This window comes from Bradyrhizobium sp. SZCCHNS1022, assembly GCF_032484835.1.
Taxonomy (GTDB): domain Bacteria; phylum Pseudomonadota; class Alphaproteobacteria; order Rhizobiales; family Xanthobacteraceae; genus Bradyrhizobium.
In genome coordinates this window covers 2,295,210-2,313,431 of the sequence record NZ_JAUETT010000001.1, presented here as the reverse complement: position 1 = coordinate 2,313,431, position 18,222 = coordinate 2,295,210, and the positions used below count along the sequence as shown (strand labels likewise).

Below are 18,222 nucleotides of genomic sequence, written 5' to 3'. Positions count from 1 at the left end.
TGGGTGAGGCGGCGCCCGACATCCCGACCGGCGCCACCGGCCGCCCGTTCGCCTCAGTTGAGCTTTGGCAACACCTGCTCCACGACTTGCTTGCCGTCGACCACTTCGACCAGAAAGCCCTGCCGGTCGATATCGCCGTTCTGATCGAAGGTCACATCCATCAGGATGTTCGGCTCGTCAGACGTCTTGATGGTCAATCCGTGCAGGGTATCCGCGAACGCCTTGGAATCGACCTTGCCCATCTTCTCGGTGGTCGCCTTGATCATGTAGACCGCGAGATAGCCCTTGAGGCCGTTGTGATCGGGCACGTAGTTGTACTTCTTCACGAAGCGGTCCCGGAACGCCTTGATGGCCTCGACCGGCGCGTCGGTGGTCAGGCCGACATGGCCGCGGGCGCCATTGGCGGCATCGCCGGCGAGCTCGATGACCTTCTGCCCAACCAGCGTGGTCTCGCCGATCAGCGGCGCCGTCACGCCCTGGCGCTTGATCTCCTTGAGGATGCGCGCGCTTTCCTCTTCGTTGACATAGATGAAGACGGCGTCCGGGGCTGCGGCCTTGATCTTGCTGACATCGGCTGCGAAGTCCGCCTGGCCTGCCTCGGTCGACAGGTCCGCGACGACCTTGATGCCGAGGCGATTGAACTCCTTGGTGATGACGTCGCGTCCGCCGCGGCCAAAATCGTTGTTCACCCAGACGACCGCCACCGACTTCGCCTTCAACTCATCATTGATGTACTTGGCCACCTTCGGCATCGACGACTGCTGACCGAAGGATGTGCGAAACAGAAACTTATTGCCGGCCTGCGTCAGTTCGGCCGCCTCGCCGCCCATGATCTGAGTGATGCCCGCTTCGGCAGCGAGCGGGGCGGTGACCTTGACGGAGCCGGAATAGCCCGGCCCGAGCAGGACGTAAGGCTCGGCGTCGAGCGCCTTCTGTACCTGCGCGCGCGCCACGCCCGGGTTGGACTGGGAATCGGCGTGGCTGACCTCGATCTTGCGCCCGAGAATACCGCCCTTGGCATTGATCTCCTCGACGGCCAGATCGATGCCATTCTTCCAATTGTTACCGACGGTGGCGCCACCGCCCGACAGCTCGGCAACATCAGCAATCTTGATGGGTGCCCCGGACTGTGCGCACGCAGAGCCGGACAGCAATACAGCCGAGCAAAAGCTCGCCAAAATGAACGATCGCACGCGTCTCCTCCTCGTTTCTACTCTTCTTGCGTTTCTTGAATTCGATGTTCCGGCTCGTATTGGCCGGTTTGCTCAGGCGGCGTCAACCGCCGGATATCTCTCCGCCATGTGGTCGTCGAAAGCTCGCCCCATGACGTCGGTCGAAGGCGTAAGCCCAGTGAACAGCTCGAACGCGTCGGCCGCCTGATAGATCGCAAGCTCGCGTCCAAGCAGGACCCGCGCGCCCTTGGCTTTGGCCGCCTTCAAGAGAGGCGTCCAGAGCGGCGAGTACACTGCGTCCGCCACCCATAAACCGTCATGCAGCAGCGCGTCGGGTATCGGCGTGCCGCGGTTCGGCAGCATCCCGATCGGAGTTCCATTCACGATCCCCACAGCGCCCTGCACCGCCTGCTCGATGCTGTCGGCTACCACGATGCCTTTCCCGGAAGGCAGCACGCTGGCGAGCCTCTCTGCTCGCGCCCGCTCGGTATCGAAGATGCGCAAGCCCGCGACATCAACGTTCGCAAGTGCAAACGCGATCGCCTTGCCAACGCCGCCAGCGCCGATCAATGCCACGACGCCGTTGCCCGAACCCGCAACAAGGGGCGCCACTGCACGCGCAAAGCCCGTCGTGTCGGTATTATGGCCGATCAGCCGCCCATCACGCACCACGACGGTATTGACGGCGCGCATCGCGGCTGCCTTGGGCGCGAGCTCGTCGAGCAGGTCGACGACCGCCTCCTTGTAGGGATAGGTGACGTTGACACCGGCAAAGCCAAGCCGCCTGACACCTTCGAGCAGGATCGCAAGCTCGGCACGGTCGGCGCCGGCGACCTCGATGAGCTGGTAGTGACAGCGGACCCCGAGCGCCGCGGCAGCCGTCTCGTGCATCGCGGGTGAAGCCGAGTGCGCGATCGGGGCACCGAGCAACCCGGTCAGGAATTTGCGGCCTCCGGATGCGGAAATATCTGGCACGATGGTCGTCGTCTCCGGTTGGAGCTGTCGCGGCTCCGTAAGGACGGTGAAATCAGATGCGGACGATAATGTTTTCGCCAGCTAACACAATTACCCAAATATCCGCCGAACCTAACATGATGTTATCTTTTGCGGCCGGCCGCGCTGGCCCTTGCCACCTGACGTCGTCCCGGCTCCAGCGCGCGCATCTCCGCGCGCAGGCCATCGATGAAGTATTCCGCATAGAGCGATAGCGGGGCGCCGCGCTTGACCGCGACATAGGTGTCGAACCGGGTCGGCTCGGCGATCTTCAGAAGCTCGATGCCGGGATAGCCGCCGTGGGCCACCGTGAACTGGTCTATGATGGCGATGCCGAGCCCTGCCTTTACCAGCGCGCACACGGTGGTGCCGAAGCGAGCCTTGATCGAGATGTTGTAGTCGAGTTTGTTGCGCTCGAAGATCTCGGCCATGATCCGGCCGTAAGGATCGTTGGGATCGATGCCGATCAGCGGATAGCGCGTCATCTCGGCGGCGGAGACCTGCTTGCGGCCGGCGAGTTCGTGCCCCGGCGGCACGATGCAGAACAATTCGCCGGAGGCGAGCGGCAGGAAATCAAGCCCGGAGTGGTCGAGCCGGTAGCTCATCGCTACGCATTCGCCCTTGCCGAGCATCAGATAATCGATCGCTTCCTCGATCTTGAGGATATTGATGTCGATGCCGAGATCGGGATAGCGCCGGCGCACGCGCTCGATGGCGCGCGGCACCATCACCTGCGCGATGCTTGGCACCGAGCCGACACGCAATTCCGAGAGCGCGCCGCGGCCAATGTTAGAGATGATGTAGCTGAGATCATCGACCTTCTCGTAGACGCTGTTGATCTGCTCGAAGATGTTCTGCGCCTCGGGGGTCGGAAAGTACCGGCCGTTCTGGCGTTGAAAGAAACGAATGCCGAGCGAGCGTTCGGTGTATTTCACGAGTCGGCTGACGCCCGGCGCCGACACCTTCAACAGCTTCGCCGCGCCGTTGATGGTGCCGGTCACCATCACGGCCCGAATGACCTCCACTTGACGCAACGTCATCATCGGCGCGGATGCTCCCCGAGATGCACCGAGATCAAGGACTGCCAGGCGGCGTCAGCACCAGCGGCGGGCGCAGCATCGGCTTGGGCCTAGGCGGCAGGGCTCCCGGCGGGGGCTTAACCTCAACCGGCGGCGGCAAGGGGGCGACCTGCTGGTTCGCTGCCACCGGCGGCACCGGAAGCGGCGGCGATCCGGGCGGAGGACCGGACAGCGGCGGCTGCGGCGGTGGTTGCTGGCGGGGCCCACCCGGCCTTGTGCGGCGCGGATCGCGTCCAGGCACCGGCACATCGGTCAGGCTTGGCGGTGCGCTCCCGGCCCCCGAGGGCGACGGCAGGGAGGCGGTGGACGAGGGATAGGACGGCGGCGGCTCGCCCCGCGCGATCGCATCCAACCGCCGCGTCTCGCGATCGATGGCGCGCACCGCAAGCCAGGACGACAGCGAGGTGACATCGACACTGCGCTGCAGCCCGTCGGGCGTCCCGACCACGAACAGCTGGATTTCCGGGCGGCTGCTCTCGTTGCCGATCGTCGTCGTGATCAGGCTGGCGCGAATATCCGCCTGATCGGCCGGGATATCATAACCGCCGGAGACGATCGCGCGCGCGTCCTTGGCGTCCAAAGTCGTCGCACTGACGCGCAGCCGCCCATCGCGGATGACGAACGGAATCTGCGCGGACGCCACCGCCAGCGATCCCGTGGTCAGCAGCGGCTCCACGATCTGCCGAAGCTTCACATCGTCGGTGATCTGGCCGGCGTCGAAGGCACGCAGCGCCACATCGAAGGCGCGTGGATCGAGACCCGGAATCGAAACACCATCCAGCGTGACGGTGCCGTTGCCGGCAAAGGCGCTGGTCAGCGCCTGCACGCTGCGCCCCTCGCTCGCAAGCGCCATCTGCGCGGAGATGCGGCCGGCGGGCATCGCCAAGCTGCGGTAGTGCAACGCGTTGCCATCCACGTTCGACAGCTCCAGGCGGCCGCTCAGCGCCAATCCATTGGCATTCGGCCGTGCATCGAGCGTCGCCGCGACGTCGCCGCCGCCAAGCCGCCCCTTCAAATTCTCGACCGTCAGGCTCTGCCCATCGCTCTTGATCGTGCCGCCAATCGGGCGCAATTCGCCACCGCCCGGCAGCGCAGCGCTGAGCGCCTGGAATGACACCCGACCTCTCCACCCCTTCAAGAACCCCGGACCGAGCGGCTCGGCGGCATCATGGCCGGTCGCACCGACCACAAGCGCGAACATCTGCGGCAGGTTCAGCGCGTCCAGCCCAAGCTCGCCGTCGATCTGCCTGTCGTCGTCGAGCGTGAGCGCGAGGCGCCCGCGCAGCCGTGCTCCGCCGATGAGGCCATCGATGTCGTCCAGGCTGAGCCGGCCAGCGACCAAACCGACGCGAGCGAACAGCCGCGCGTTCTGCGCCGCCGCAGCCTGCGCGCCGAATCCGGCGAGCGGCGCCAGGTTCGCATTACGGACCCGCAGGTTCAGATTAGCCTTGAGCAAATCGGCCGCGGGCAAGGACCAGGACCCGGACGTGGTCTCGAGCGTGCCCTGCACATCCCCGTCGAGACCCACGCCTGCGATCTTCGCGGTGACGCGCAAGGGCGCGCGCCAATTGCCCTTGATGTCGGCATCGAGCACGGCCGGGCCGCTGCCCGCCGCGGCGATGCGATTCACGCCAAGCAAAGCGAGCAACAGGTTGCCCTGCTCCGCCGAGATCTTCGCATCCAACCCGACATCGGTGCGGCTGATCGCATCTAGATCGAAATTGCGCAGCGCCGAGGCCGCCGGCTTTGCGGTCAGCGTCGTCGTCCCTTTGATTTGCGGAGCTTCAAGGTCGAGCACGGCTTTGGCCTGCGCGCGATCGGCGCTCGCCGGATCCCTGGCAAGATCAAGCGCAAGCTTGAACCGCGCCGGCCCTGGTTGAACCGCGGCCTTCTCGAGTTGCGCAGCCAGGTTCGGCGCAAATGGCTGCAGCAGAGCCGTGATGTCGTGGAGCGACGCCGCGTTCGTGGTCAGGCTGAGCCGTCCGGTTGCGTCCGTGCGGTCGAACCGGCCCGATCCCTCGCTGGTCACCCCTCCCTGGCTGAACTTGACCTGATCGACCGTGATGCTCTTCGGCCCGTACGACGCTTTGGCTGTGAACGGACGAAAGTCCTGGCCGCTCCATGTCGCGCGTCCAACGTCGATCGCGATGCTCGCTTCGTCAGGCCACTGCCCCGATGATCCGGCGAGCGAGCGGGCCAGCGCCGTGGCGGCATCGACGTCGAGCCGCTCGCCCTTCAACGCCGCCTCGAAGCGCGATCCTGCGCCGCTGGACGGGGTGATCAGTGCCATCCGGCCCTCGACCGCCCCGCTGTCCATCTCGGCCTTCAGACTTTCGATAGCGACACGGTCGGACCCGATATTGACATTGCCACGCAAGCGTAGCGGCCGTTGGCTGCGATAGCTGGTCTCGGTGCGGCCCTGCAGCCAGGCGACCAGCGCGTCGGGATCAGCCGAATCGAGATCGAGTGCGCCAGAAACACTCGACGTCGAAGCGGCCGACGCCCCCGCTGTCCTGAACGTCAGATGGGTTGCGCCGGGCGCCTTGAGATCGACCTGTTCCAGGCTCCATGACGCAGGCTCGTTGTGCAGCCTCGCTGAAAAATCCTGCACCGGACGTCCGGCGAGTGTGATCTGTTCGGTCGAAATCTGGATGTCCGCAGGCAGCGGCAAGGTCGGCAGCCGCGCCAGCCAGTTGCGCAGCTCCGGCAGCGCCTGTGCCGGAACGGTCGCCTTGCGATCCGTATTGCCGTCGATGCCAAGCAACCGGTCGGCATCGAGCCGGCGCGCCGATAATGCGGCGCGCAGCAGCGGTGCCGCGCCAAAGCGCACATCGCCGTTGCCGGCAAATTTCAGCGCCCGCTCCTCCCGGCCGAAGCTGAACTCGATCTGGTCCAGTTTGGCGACCGAAGAATCGGCTGCCACCTTGGCCGTCATCCGCCAGGGCGCATCGCCGATGGCTTGGTCCTTGGCATCGACCGGCTTGGCCTTGCCTTGTTCCTTGGACTGTCCTTTGGGCGGCGGCGAGGACAAGGTCAGCGCACCGGCAAAGCGCGGCGAGCGGTTGGCAAAGCTGATCAGGCCCTCGACATCGGCGGCCACCGGACGCTCGCCCGGATCGATGTTGAGATGCACGCGCAGGCCGCTGGAATCCTTGTCCTGGCTAGAGGACACGCGGAACGGATAGCGCACGCCGAGAACCGAAACCGCGCCGTCGCCGCGCAGCGAGCCGGCAAGCGAGCGGACATCGCCGGAAAACACGATGTCGGTGAGCTCGAGCGTCGAGTGGCTGACCGCGTCATGCAGCGCGACGCGGCCGGTCAGGTTCAGACGATCGATCGACAGCGCAGCCAGATTGAACCGGCCGCCTCCGCCCGCCAGATCGACGCGGCCCTTCGGATCGAGCCCGAGATCGGCGGCCATGCCGCTGACCGTGAGCTCATTGGCGCGCCATTCTCCCCGCATCAGGTCGCCGAGGCTGAACTCGACATCGAGCTTGTCGGCGCGCAGCTTGCCGAGATCATTCGCCCCGCCGAACGTAACCTGGCGCAGCCGCAAGGTCGGCGTCGGCAACAGGCGCGCATCGAGCGCGCCCGCGACCCGCACAGGCACCCCGATCACCTGACTGGCTTCGGCCTCGAACTGCGGCCGGAACTGGTTCCAATCGACGAAATAAGGCCCAATCAGCGCAGCCAGGAGCGCAAGGATGAAGGCAATCGCCAATCCGAGCAGGGTCGTCTGCACGGGGTCTCCCTCAAAGGACAACGCTCCGGCGCCTAACCCTCAAACCCGCGGTGCGGCGCCGCCCCACCAGATATCGATGCCGGAGCGCCACATCATATAGGACGAAGTGCGGCGAAGTCACAGCATCATGCGATAAATGGCCTGCGCCGCACAACCGCCGTTAGCGAAATGGTTACCAATGGGCCGGCAGCCGTTTCAGGCCGCGCAGCACGAAGGTCGGCCGCCAATCCGGATTGTCCGGATCGTCCAGCTTCAGCTCCGGCAGCCGGCGCAGCAGCGTTCCGATCGCCACCTCCGCTTCGATGCGGGCGAGCTGCGCGCCGAGGCAATGATGGATGCCGCCGCCGAACGACAAGGGTTTCACATTGGGCCGGGCGATATCGAGTTGTTCCGGGCGGTCGGGATAGACGGCCGGGTCGCGATTGGCTGAGCCGAGCAGGCACAGCACGGTCTCGCCCTTGGGGATGCGCTTGCCGCCGAGATCCTCGATATCCTCCAGCGCGACGCGGCCGGTCAGTTGCACCGAGGAGTCGTAGCGCAGGAACTCCTCGATCGCATTGGTGATCAGCTCCGGGCGCGCCTTCAACAGCGCCAGCTGATCCGGATTGCGATAGAGCGCGAGCAGGCCATTGCCGATCAGGTTGACGGTGGTCTCATGTCCGGCGCCGAACAACAGGATGATATTCGCGGTCAGTTCCTCATGGCTGAGCTTGGCGCCGTCTTCCTCGGCCTGCAGCAGCTGCGTTGTCAGATCGTCGCCGGGCTGGCGTCGCCGCAACTCGAACAGCTGCTGGAAATAGGCCTTCGAGACCGCGTTGCCGGCATTGCCCTCCGCGATCTCGGCCGGCGAGAGCGGCACCGGATCGAGCAGGCGTCCGCCTTCGCGCGAACTCTTATAGAAAGCTTCGCAGTGCTCCTCCGGAATTCCGAGCATCTCGCAGATCACGGTCACCGGAAGGCGGAACGCGAAATCCTCGATCAGGTCCATGTTCCCGCGCGGGATCACCTCGTCGAGCGTCTGGTCGACGATCTGCTGGATCCGCGGGCGCATGTCCTCCACCCGCCGCGCCGTGAACGCTTTCACGACGAGGTTGCGCAGGCGCGTGTGATCGGGCGGATCCTGCTGCAGCATCCACAGGCTCATACTGCGGAAAATCGGCTCGTCCATGATCTTCGGGCCGTAGCGGCGGATGCTGCGGGGGACGAAGTCCTTGCCGAAACGCTTGTCGCGCAGGACGAGGCTCGATTCCGCATGGCGGCTCGCGAGGAAGGCGCCGAACGGCGTCACATGCATCGGGTCAGTTTCGCGCAGCTGCTGATAGAAAGGATAGGGATCGCGGATGAACTGCGGCGACAACGGATTGAACAGCGGCGCGGCCGGCTTCGCCTGGACAGTCTCGGCCTGGACATGCTCGTTCATGGTCGTTCCTCTCCTGATTTTTCGTTTTGGCCGATTAGCTCATCTGGAGAGGGGCATGGCAAGCGAAATCCTGATCACCTAAATCCATCATGGGACCTCGGTGGCCGGCTTCAGCCGGTGCAATTGGCCGGCGACCGCGCGGACTTTCCGCGGCGCGGCACACCACACTGCGACCGCCGAGACGAGACACGCAGCGATCGCGATCGCAAAACCGGCCGTGTAGCTCGCCGTGAGATCGTAGAGCACGCCGGTGACCCAGGGGCCTGCCGCGCCGCCGCACAGGCCGATCAGCATGATCGTGCCGAAGATCGCCCCGAAATGCGGTCCTTGAAAGATCTCCAGGACCACGGCGCCCATCACCGAGGTGATGCCGTAGCCGAGCACGCCCTGGCTCGCCACCATGACATAGACCAGCAGCAGGGTCGGCGAAGCCTTGAGCGCGATCAGGGCGGCGAAGCAGATGGCAAAGCCGACACAGCTCAAGACCCAGACGGCCTCGCGTCCGATCCGATCCGACACATGACCGAGTGCGATCTGGCCGGGAATGCCGAGCAGGCTGACCGCACCGAGCGCCCACACCGCGACGTTCGGGCTGAAGCCGATCTCGAGCAGATATTTGGTCTGGTGGACCTGGACCGCGTACCAGATGTACAGGCCAAAGAAATAGCCGATCGCAAGCCACCAGAACCTCATCGTGCGCAGCGCGCGCGGCAAGGTCCAATCGACGGCGGCCCAGGCAGGATCGACGATGTTGGAGACCGGCTTCGCCGCCGAAGCCAATGGGACGGCATCGCCATCGGGCCGCAGGCCGAGCTCGTCCGGCTTTTTGCGCAGGAGCAGATTGATCGGCGCGAGCACGATCAGCACGAGGAGGCCCATGGCGGTGCAGGCGGTGCGCCAGCCGGTTTCGGCAATCATATGCTGCACCCAGGGGAGCAGCGTGACCGAGCCGATGCCGACGCCTGCAAAGGCAACGCCGATCGCAAGGCCGCGCCGGCGGATGAACCAGTTCGGCAGGAACAGCGATTGCCCGGAATAACCGAGGCAGACGCTGCCGGCGCCGACCATGACGCCTATGGTGACGTAGAGATGCCAGGGCTGCGACGTCAGTGGGGCCAGCAACAGCCCGCCGGCCATCAGCGCCACGCCCAGCTCCATCACCGCGCGCGGGCCGGTGCGGTCCATCAGCCGGCCGATCAAGGGACTGACGATTCCCGATATCACGAAACCGAAGGAGAACGCGCCGGCGGTGATACCGCGCTCCCAGCCGAATTCGGACAGGATCGGCGGGAAGAACAGCGAGAAGGCGGTTCGTGCATTGACGCCGATCGCCATCGTGACGAAGGTCACGGCGACGACGACCCAGCCATAGAAGAAGGGCAGTCGCATTGTGTCGTTTCTCTCCCTGGTCACTCTTCGCATCATTTGTGCGCGAACGGGTCAAGGACTTTGTGGGTTGGAGCGGCTGATGTCACTTACGTCGGAGGTCAAGACGGCCATGTTTGTTTGCAACGCGCTCGCGGCGTCATTGCGATGAGCGTGAGCTCCGAAGGAATCCAGAATCGTCGCCAAAATCTTCACTGGGTTCTGGATTGCTTCGCTTCGCTCGCAATGACGGAAGCGGCATGCGTTCATAGTCCCGCGGCGCGATTTGCGTCCGAGCTTTGCTCATTCGGTGACCCTCTTCAAGAAAGAGGGTGCAGGGAAGGCCGGGCATCGACTGATACCCGCGGCCCCCGTGCGATAAAAATGCACGGGGCAGGAACCACAGGCTCAGCCGGATGATCCGGCCTTCCCTGCGCGATGGCTTTAACGGCTGCTTCGCGTTCTCCTCGGTGCACCGGGCTTTTTGGCCACCGTAACCGCGCGAGGCGAAGCCTCGTCGCGACCGCGACAACGCGCTTTCGCGCGTTGCGCGGGATACCAGCGTCGGGGTATCAGGACCGCGCGACTTGACCGTACGTGATGACATCGTTCGTCCGCGCATGAGATGCGCTGCAATGACATCACGTCCACCGCATCCCGCGCTCAACGTTCGTGACGATCGCGAAACGCCCTCTTATCGAGTGCAGGACGCACGGATCATCGTTGTGATTTGCCCGACGCCGCAAGCGAAATTGGCCGCGACACGTTGGCACGACGGGCAGTCACACATCACTCACACCGCCGCCATCTCGCGGATCTGACGTGTGGCGGCCTGCGCGATCAGCTTGCCGAGCGCGGCAAAGTCCTCCTTGCGCGGTGAGGTCTTGCGGAAGGCGAGTCCGACCACGCGCTTCGGCTCCGGATCGGAGAAGCGCATCAGCTTGATGTCGCCGCGGCGGCATTCGACGTCGACCGAGAGCTCGGGCAGCAAGGTCATGCCGAGCCCGTTCGAGACCATCTGCACGATGGTCGAGAGATTCGAGGCGCCGAAGGTGTCGATGTTGTCGACGCGGCGCAGGTTGCAGAACGACAGCGCCTGGTCGCGCAGACAGTGCCCCTCCTCCAACAGCAGCAGCCGGTCCTGCTGCAACAGCTCGGGCGTCGCGCGCACGCGATTGGTCGAAATCTCCCGCGATTTCGGCAGCGCCAGCAGGAAGCGATCGGTAAACAGGCGAATGGTTTCGATATCGGGGTGATCGACCGGCAGCGCCAGCAGCAACAGATCGAGCCCGCCGTCGAGCAACTGCGCGATCAGGGTTTGTGTCTGGGTCTCGCGCAAATGCAGGTCCAGATCGGGAAAGCTTCTGCGGATCAAGGGCAGTGCGACCGGCAGCACGTAAGGCGCGAGCGTCGGGATGACACCGAGATGCAGCGTGCCGGCGAGCACGCCGCGGTGACAGTGCGCGGTGTCGATGATGTCGCGCACACTGGCGAGCACGCGTTCGGCGCGCGCGGCGATCTCGCGGCCCGCCTCGGTCAGGATCACGCCCTTCCGGCTGCGCTCCAGAAGCTGCACGCCGAGCGTCTGCTCCAGCTCCTGGATCTGCATCGAGAGCGCCGGCTGTGTCACCGCGCACCGTTCGGCAGCCCTGCCGAAATGCGACAAACGCGCGACCGCATCGAAATAACGCAGCTGCTTGAGGGAGATATTCATGATCAGAATTCCTTATTATGTCCAAAAAATACTACGATTGGAGCTGATCATCAATCGTCTGTAGGTTCCGGTCAGATCTGGAGACATCACTCATGCGCAGACGGTCGATGGTTTTTCGCGTCCTTGCCTCCGCCGGTGCGGCAAGCGTCGCTACGCTCGTGTATCTCGGAACGGCGCTGGACTTGCGGGCCGGCGCGGCGGACGAGCCGGTATCGTACGTTCCGAGCGTCAGCGATCTCATGATCGCGACCATCCAGCCGCGTCACATCAGGCTATGGATCGCGGCTCACGAGGGAAATTGGGAGTTCGGCGCCTATGAGCTCGGCAACCTCAGGGGCGCCTTCAATCGCCTGGGGCGCGCCCATCCGACCGTCGAGAACAATTCGCTTCCCGACATGGTCAGTGCTGTCACGCAGCAGCCGTTCGCCGAACTTGCAGCGGCGGTGAAGGCGAAAGACATGGCCGCATTCGACAAGGCCTATGCCGACCTGACCTCTGGCTGCAACTCCTGCCACCAGGCCCTCAATCGTGGCGTCGTCGCAATCAAGGTCCCGCAGGATGCGGCCCTGGACGACCAGGATTTCGGTCCGAGGTCACAGTGACTCGATCGGAATCGTGACCGCCTGACCTGCGAGCTTTCGTACAAGACGCGCAGGGTTGGGCAGAGCGGAGCGTGCCCCCTGCAGGCCCGATCACGCGGCCGCGGCAGTCTCATTCGCCGCATGGAACGCGTACACGTCCATGCGCAGCACGCCGTAATTGGCACTGTTGTGCAGCCGCTCGACGCGCGCCCCCTCGCCGGCCGCCCCGAGCGCGGCAAACAGCGGCAGGAAGTGCTCCTCGGTCGGATGGTTGTTGCGGGCATATGGCGCGAGCTGGCGATAGTCGAGCAGATCCGCGATGCGACCGGCGATCGCCGCCTCATGCACCCAATCGGCGAAGGCATCGACCCAGGGCAGCGCCGGAGCGTTCAGCTCGGGCCGCCGTATCCGGAACTCGGCGAGATTGTGGGTGAAGCTGCCGCTGCCGATGATCAGTACGCCCTGCTCACTGAGCGGCGCCAGCGCCCGGCCGAGCGCGAGATGGTGCTGCGGCCCGCGCTCGGTCTGGATCGAGAGCTGCAGCACCGGAATATCGGCCTCCGGATACATCAGAAGCAGCGGCACCCAGGCGCCGTGATCGAGACCGCGGCTGCGGTCGATCGATGCCGCGAAGCCGGCGCTCTTGAGCCGTGCCGCGATGTCTTGTGCGAGCTCCGGCGCGCCGGGCGCGGGATAGCGCAGCTCATAGAGCGCACGCGGGAAGCCGTAGAAGTCGTAGATGGTGTCGTTCACGGCGACCGCGTTCACCTCGGGCTCGGCCGTCTCCCAATGTGCCGAGATCACCAGGATGGCCTTGGGCCGCGGCAGGCTGCGGCCCAGATCGATCAGAAACTGCCGCGCTGGCGCGTCTGTCAGCGGCAGCATCGGCGACCCGTGCGACACGAACAGGCTCGGCAGTGTCATGTTCAACCCTCGGCTAATGGAGCGGGCTCGCAAGCCGTCAATGTGCGCTGCGCAGCGCGCCGCTGGCAAGGTTCGCGCGCGGCGCACGCAACGCGAAGGCACCATCACCGAGCAGCGCCTGCACGATCAGCGCCACGGCCCAGAACGCCGGATATTCCCAGCCGCCCCTCGGATTGTTGAAGAAGAAACCGGCCGCGCCATGCACGGTGAAGATGGCGCCGAGCAGGATCGGCACCGCGGCGAGCGCCGCCCAGCGGGTGTAGAGACCGAGAATGAGCGCGATGCCGGCCAGGATCTCGGCGGCGATGACGAGGTAAGCGAGCTCCGCCGGCAGGCCGATGCTGCCGAAGAATTTGGCCGTCCCGGCCGGGGTGAACACGAACAGTTTCAGGCTGGCGTGGGCCAGGAACAGTCCGCCCAGGGTCAGGCGAAGCAGAAGCGCGGCATAGGGTGCGGTGCGGGAATCGATCATCTCAGCCTCCAGTAGGAATCGCTCGCAAAGATATGGATCATTTCCCGAGGGGCGATAATCTGGTATCCGGGAAAGATAGTTCACACCAATAGAGTGAAGTGAATGCTCGACCGCCTGACCGGGCTCGAAGTGATGTCCAAGATCGCCGGGAGCGGCAGCCTCTCGGCCGCCGCCCGGGCGCTCGGGATGTCGCAGACCATGGTGACCAAGCATCTGGCGGCGCTGGAAAGCCGGCTCGGCACCAAGCTGTTTCATCGCACCACGCGCCGGCTCGCCATCACCGATGATGGCCGGCGCTATCTGGAGCTCGCCGAACGCGTGCTCGGCGATTTCGAGGCGGCCGAGGCGGCGGTCTCGGCCGATCGGATCGAGCCGCGCGGGCTGCTCCGCCTCAACGTGCCGCTCGCCTTCGGTATCCGTCAGATCGCGCCGCGGCTCGCCGAATTCGCCCGGCACTATCCCGGCGTCACGGTCGAACTCGGTCTTAACGACCGCCTGGTCGACCTCACCGAGGAGGGCTGGGATCTGGCGATCCGCATCGGGACCTTGCGCGATTCCAGCCTGGTCGCGCGGCGGCTGGCGCCCTGCCGCATGGAGGTCTGCGCCGCGCCATCCTATCTCGCAGCCCATGGGACCCCGCGCACGACCGCGGAGCTCGCAGGTCACAACTGCCTCGGCTACACCCTGGCGCAGGCAGGCGCAGGACGCTGGCGCATGGGCACCTCCAGGAGTGTCGACATCTCCATCACCGGCAATCTGCGCGCCAACAATGGCGATGCGCTGCTGGCGGCCGCGCTCGCCGGCCAGGGCATCATCTATCAGCCGACCTTCATCGTCGCCGACGCGCTCCGTGAGGGACGGCTGGTGCCGATCACGCTGGAGCTGCCGGCCTCCGATCTGCTTGCGGTCTATGCCGTGTACCTGCCGGATCGCTCGCCCTCGGCCAAGGTCCGCGCCTTTATCGACTTCATCGCCGCCGCCTTCGCGCCGGAGCCGCCATGGGATCACGGGCTTGCCTGACCCGATGAATCGCTCTTGTGTGGCACGACAGGAGGTGACCGTGATCCGACAAACATCGAACGCAGGCAACAAACGCTGGCCGCTGCTGCGCTCGCTGCGGGGCTGGAGCTTGAGCGCCCTGCCCGCCGACCTCGTCGCCGGGCTCACCCTGGCGGCGATCGCGATCCCCGAGCAGATGGCGACCAGCCGGCTCGGCGGCTTCGCGCCCGAGATCGGCTTCTTCGCCTTCATCGCAGGATCGCTCGGCTTCGCATTGTTCGGCGCCAACCGCTATCTGTCGTGCGGCGCGGATTCCACCATCACGCCGATCTTCGCCGGCGGCCTTGCGCTGCTCGCAACGAGCGGCACGCTGGATTATTTCGCGCTGGCGGCTGCGCTCGCGCTGCTGGTCGGGCTGATGCTGGCCTGCGCCGGCGCGTTCAAGCTCGGCGGCATCGCCGATCTGCTCTCCGTGCCGGTCACCGTCGGCTTTCTCGCGGGCATCGCGATCCACATCATCGTCTCGCAGCTGCCCGGGGTGCTCGGCGTCCCCTCGCCCGCCGGGCCGACGCTCGAACGCATCGCCGTGCTGGCCCGGCACGTCACGGACGCCAACCCGTTCACGATGACGATCGGCTTCGGGGTGGTCGCCATCGTCACGACATCGGAGATGATCAGCGTGCGGATTCCCGGCGCGCTGATCGCGCTGATGGCCGCCACCCTGCTGGTGATCGTGGCGCATCTGAAGGACAAGGGCGTGCACGTGGTCGGCGCGCTGTCCGGCAATCTGCCAACGCCGAAAATTCCGGAGATCGCTCCCGAGCAATGGGCGAAGCTGGTGCCGCTTAGCTTTCTGATCACCATTGTCGTGATGGTGCAGTCCGCGGCGACCTCGCGCGCGTTTCCGTCCGACTCAGACCAGCCGGCCGACATCGATCGCGATTTCATCGGCGCCGCCGCGGGCAGCCTGCTGGCCGGCCTGATCGGCGCCTTTCCCGTCAATGCAAGCCCACCGCGCACCGGCATCGTCGCCGAAACCGGCGGCCGCTCGCAATTGTCCGGCCTGGTCGCAGCCGCGCTCGTGCTGGCGCTGATCGGCTTCGGTGCGCGGCTGCTCGCCCATGTGCCCGAGGCTGCGCTCGGCGGCGTGCTCCTGTTCATCGCGCTGCGCATCATCCGCCTGTCGCAGATCCTGCGCATCTACCGGCAGTCGAAAGGCGAGTTCCTGCTGATCCTCGCGACCGCGGCTGCCATCGTCGTGCTGCCGATCGAACAGGGCGTGGCGCTCGGCATCGGCTTGTCGCTGTTGCACGGCATCTGGAGCACGACGCGCGCGCACCTCGTCCGGTTCGAACGCGTCCCGGGCACGACGATCTGGTGGCCGGCGCATCCGAGCATCAAGGGCGAAAGGTCGGCCGACGTAGCGGTGGTTGGCTTCCAGGCGCCGCTCAGCTTCCTGAATGCGACGACGTTCCGCGCCGGTGTTCAGCATCTGCTGCAGAACCAACAGCCGCGGCTGCTGGTGCTGGAAGCGAGCAGCATTCCCGAGATCGACTTCACGGCGGCACAGGCGCTGCTGGAGCTGATCAAGCTGTGCAACCGACAGGGCGTCAGCTTCGCGGTGGCGCGGCTGGAATCGTTGCGCGCCCAGGACGCGTTCGAACGCTTCGGCCTGTACGGCGTGCTGCCGCGCGATCACATGTTCCACAGCGTCGATGAAGCCGTGCGCGCGCTCGCGCCGCCGGGCGGCTGATCTATGCCGCCGGCATGATCTTGCCGGGGTTGAAGATGTTCTGCGGATCGAGCGCCTGCTTCAGCGCGCGCATCGTGTCCAGCGCCTCGGGCCCGAGCTCGGCCTCCAGATATTTCTGCTTGCCTTGGCCGATGCCGTGCTCGCCTGTGCAGGTGCCGCCCATGCCTTGCGCGCGCTCCACCAGGCGATGCATGAACTCCTCGCCGCGCGCCATCTCCTCGGCGTCGTCGACATCGCACATCAAGGAGCAGTGGAAATTGCCGTCGCCGACATGGCCGACGATCGGCGAGGTCAAATTGAGGCGCTTGAGATCCTCTTCGGTCTCGGTGACGCAGTCGGCCAGCCGCGAGATCGGCACGCAGACGTCGGTCGCCACCACGCCGGCGCCGGGCCGGATCGCCTTCACCGACCAATAGGCGTCGTGCCGCGCCTGCCACAGCCTGGTGCGATCCTCCGGCCTGGTGGTCCAGGTGAACTCGCCGCCACCGCATTCGCGCGCGATCTCGCCGAAATTCCGCGACTGCTCCGCCACCTCGGCCTCGCTGCCGTGGAATTCGAGCAGCAAGAGCGGCGTTTCCGGCAGGCTCAGCTTCGAATAGGCGTTGCAGGCCTTCACCTGCGCGGCGTTCAGAAGTTCGATGCGTGCCACCGGAATGCCGGTCTGGATCGCCAGGATCGTGGCCTGGCAGGCGCCGCGCACGGTCTCGAAGGAGCAAGCCGCGGCCGCGATCGTCTCCGGAATTCCGCGCAGGCGAATGGTCAGCTCGGCGATGATGCCGAGGGTGCCTTCGGCGCCGATGAAGAGGTGAGTCAGATCGTAGCCGGCGGCGGATTTCTTGGCGCGCGTGCCGGTCTTGATGATCTCGCCGTCGCCGCGCACCACTTTCAGCGCCAGCACGTTCTCGCGGATGGTGCCGTAGCGCACCGCATTGGTGCCCGACGCGCGCGTGGAGGCCATGCCGCCGAGCGAGGCATCGGCGCCGGGATCGATCGGAAAGAACAGGCCCTGGTCGCGCAAATATTCGTTCAGCGCCTTGCGGGTGACGCCGGGTTGGATCACGCAGTCGAGATCCTCGGCATGGACCTCCAGCACCTTGTTCATGTCGCGCAGATCGATGCAGATGCCCCCCGCAGGTGCATTGACCTGGCCCTCGAGCGAGGTGCCGGTGCCGAACGGGATGATCGGCACGCCATGGCTTGCGCAAATCCGCACCACGTCCTGGATGTCGGCGGTCTCCTGCGCCAGCACCACGCCGTCCGGCGGCTGCGTCGGCAGCCAGGTCGTGGTATGGCCATGCTGCTCGCGCACGGCCTGCGAGGTGATGAGGCGGTTGCCGAAGCGCGCGGCAAGAGCGTCCAGCGCGTTCTTCAGCGCTTGCGGCTCGGGCCGTTTCAGGTCGTGATGGGGGATCGTCGTCGCCACTGTTTCCTCCGCGATTTGCGGCGGACCGTGACAAAGGACGACACAGGGGTCAAGGGAGCAAACGGAAGAGCCGATGAGCGATAATGCAGTGCCCACCACGCGAGGGACCGGGCCGTTCCTGTCCTCGGTGATGCAGATCGAGCCGCAATGGATCGACTACAACGGCCATCTCAACATGGCCTATTACAACGTGATGTTCGACCGCGCCATCGATCAACTCTGGGCTGCGCTCGGCATCGGCCCGGCCTATATGAACGACCGGCAGGGCTCGACCTTCACCGCGGAATGCCACGTGCGCTATTTGCGCGAGATCCACCTGGGCGATCCCGTGCAGATCGCGGTGTGGCTGATCGCCGCCGACGAAAAGCGCCTGCACACCTTCGAAGAGCTGCGCCACGCCGGCGAAGGCTGGCTCTCAGCCACCTCGGAGAACATGTCCGTCCATATCGACATGAGCAAGCGCAAGGTCGCGCCGTTTCCCGACGACATCCAGGCGCGCATCCAGGAGGTGGCACGCCAGCACGCGGCGCTGCCGCGCCCTGACGGGCTCGGCCGCGCCATCGGCATGCCGGTCAAGACATAGCG

14 protein-coding genes are annotated in these 18,222 nt (G+C 65.6%); 4 read left to right on the top strand and 10 right to left on the bottom strand.

What is annotated here, in order from left to right; genetic code table 11:
• Positions 1–53 precede the first annotated feature (53 nt).
• From QX071_RS10440 to QX071_RS10410, 7 genes are all read right to left on the bottom strand, one after another.
• The gene (locus tag QX071_RS10440; protein WP_315700902.1) at positions 54–1,193 is read right to left on the bottom strand and encodes an ABC transporter substrate-binding protein; all 1,140 of its coding nucleotides are present in this window, start codon (positions 1,191–1,193) and stop codon (positions 54–56) included.
• A gap of 72 nt (positions 1,194–1,265) precedes the next feature.
• On the bottom strand, positions 1,266–2,147 hold the full coding sequence (locus QX071_RS10435) for a shikimate dehydrogenase (protein ID WP_315700903.1): 882 nt from the start codon (positions 2,145–2,147) through the stop codon (positions 1,266–1,268).
• Between the two features lie 122 nt (positions 2,148–2,269).
• The gene (locus QX071_RS10430; protein WP_315700904.1) at positions 2,270–3,208 is read right to left on the bottom strand and encodes a LysR family transcriptional regulator; all 939 of its coding nucleotides are present in this window, start codon (positions 3,206–3,208) and stop codon (positions 2,270–2,272) included.
• A 31-nt stretch (positions 3,209–3,239) separates the two neighbouring features.
• On the bottom strand, positions 3,240–6,986 hold the full coding sequence (locus QX071_RS10425; protein ID WP_315700905.1) for an AsmA family protein: 3,747 nt from the start codon (positions 6,984–6,986) through the stop codon (positions 3,240–3,242).
• Positions 6,987–7,158: 172 nt separating this feature from the next.
• Positions 7,159–8,406, bottom strand: a complete 1,248-nt coding sequence (locus QX071_RS10420; RefSeq protein WP_315700906.1) for a cytochrome P450 — start codon at positions 8,404–8,406, stop codon at positions 7,159–7,161.
• Positions 8,407–8,493: 87 nt separating this feature from the next.
• Positions 8,494–9,795 (bottom strand): MFS transporter, encoded by a 1,302-nt coding sequence (locus tag QX071_RS10415; protein ID WP_315700907.1) that lies wholly within the window; start codon positions 9,793–9,795, stop codon positions 8,494–8,496.
• Between the two features lie 769 nt (positions 9,796–10,564).
• The gene (locus QX071_RS10410; RefSeq protein WP_315700908.1) at positions 10,565–11,485 is read right to left on the bottom strand and encodes a LysR substrate-binding domain-containing protein; all 921 of its coding nucleotides are present in this window, start codon (positions 11,483–11,485) and stop codon (positions 10,565–10,567) included.
• A 107-nt stretch (positions 11,486–11,592) separates the two neighbouring features.
• On the opposite strand from QX071_RS10410, the gene QX071_RS10405 reads away from it, so the two are divergent.
• Positions 11,593–12,087 (top strand): cytochrome family protein, encoded by a 495-nt coding sequence (locus QX071_RS10405; RefSeq protein WP_315700909.1) that lies wholly within the window; start codon positions 11,593–11,595, stop codon positions 12,085–12,087.
• A 90-nt stretch (positions 12,088–12,177) separates the two neighbouring features.
• Here QX071_RS10405 and QX071_RS10400 read toward each other — a convergent pair whose 3' ends face one another.
• Both QX071_RS10400 and QX071_RS10395 read right to left on the bottom strand, forming a co-directional pair.
• Positions 12,178–12,990, bottom strand: a complete 813-nt coding sequence (locus tag QX071_RS10400; RefSeq protein WP_315700910.1) for a class III extradiol ring-cleavage dioxygenase — start codon at positions 12,988–12,990, stop codon at positions 12,178–12,180.
• Between the two features lie 37 nt (positions 12,991–13,027).
• On the bottom strand, positions 13,028–13,462 hold the full coding sequence (locus QX071_RS10395; RefSeq protein ID WP_315700911.1) for a DoxX family protein: 435 nt from the start codon (positions 13,460–13,462) through the stop codon (positions 13,028–13,030).
• 102 nt (positions 13,463–13,564) lie between these two features.
• Here QX071_RS10395 and QX071_RS10390 point away from each other — a divergent pair, with 102 nt between their 5' ends.
• Together QX071_RS10390 and QX071_RS10385 are read left to right on the top strand one after the other, a co-directional pair.
• On the top strand, positions 13,565–14,482 hold the full coding sequence (locus tag QX071_RS10390; RefSeq protein WP_315700912.1) for a LysR family transcriptional regulator: 918 nt from the start codon (positions 13,565–13,567) through the stop codon (positions 14,480–14,482).
• Between the two features lie 40 nt (positions 14,483–14,522).
• Positions 14,523–16,214, top strand: a complete 1,692-nt coding sequence (locus QX071_RS10385; RefSeq protein WP_315700913.1) for a SulP family inorganic anion transporter — start codon at positions 14,523–14,525, stop codon at positions 16,212–16,214.
• A 1-nt stretch (position 16,215) separates the two neighbouring features.
• On the opposite strand, the gene QX071_RS10380 is transcribed toward QX071_RS10385, so the two are convergent.
• Positions 16,216–17,637 (bottom strand): FAD-binding oxidoreductase, encoded by a 1,422-nt coding sequence (locus QX071_RS10380; RefSeq protein ID WP_315700914.1) that lies wholly within the window; start codon positions 17,635–17,637, stop codon positions 16,216–16,218.
• A gap of 73 nt (positions 17,638–17,710) precedes the next feature.
• Here QX071_RS10380 and QX071_RS10375 point away from each other — a divergent pair, with 73 nt between their 5' ends.
• Positions 17,711–18,220, top strand: a complete 510-nt coding sequence (locus tag QX071_RS10375; protein ID WP_315700915.1) for a thioesterase family protein — start codon at positions 17,711–17,713, stop codon at positions 18,218–18,220.
• Positions 18,221–18,222 lie beyond the last annotated feature (2 nt).

What these genes read in the sequence shown, in the direction of transcription:
- QX071_RS10430 (WP_315700904.1), bottom strand. Translation starts at nt 3,208, where the DNA reads ATGATGACGTTGCGTCAAGTGGAGGTCATTCGGGCCGTGATGGTGACC.
- QX071_RS10420 (WP_315700906.1), bottom strand. Translation starts at nt 8,406, where the DNA reads ATGAACGAGCATGTCCAGGCCGAGACTGTCCAGGCGAAGCCGGCCGCG.
- QX071_RS10415 (WP_315700907.1), bottom strand. Translation starts at nt 9,795, where the DNA reads ATGCGACTGCCCTTCTTCTATGGCTGGGTCGTCGTCGCCGTGACCTTC.
- QX071_RS10410 (WP_315700908.1), bottom strand. Translation starts at nt 11,485, where the DNA reads ATGAATATCTCCCTCAAGCAGCTGCGTTATTTCGATGCGGTCGCGCGT.
- QX071_RS10405 (WP_315700909.1), top strand. Translation starts at nt 11,593, where the DNA reads ATGGTTTTTCGCGTCCTTGCCTCCGCCGGTGCGGCAAGCGTCGCTACG.
- QX071_RS10400 (WP_315700910.1), bottom strand. Translation starts at nt 12,990, where the DNA reads ATGACACTGCCGAGCCTGTTCGTGTCGCACGGGTCGCCGATGCTGCCG.
- QX071_RS10395 (WP_315700911.1), bottom strand. Translation starts at nt 13,462, where the DNA reads ATGATCGATTCCCGCACCGCACCCTATGCCGCGCTTCTGCTTCGCCTG.
- QX071_RS10390 (WP_315700912.1), top strand. Translation starts at nt 13,565, where the DNA reads ATGCTCGACCGCCTGACCGGGCTCGAAGTGATGTCCAAGATCGCCGGG.
- QX071_RS10375 (WP_315700915.1), top strand. Translation starts at nt 17,711, where the DNA reads ATGAGCGATAATGCAGTGCCCACCACGCGAGGGACCGGGCCGTTCCTG.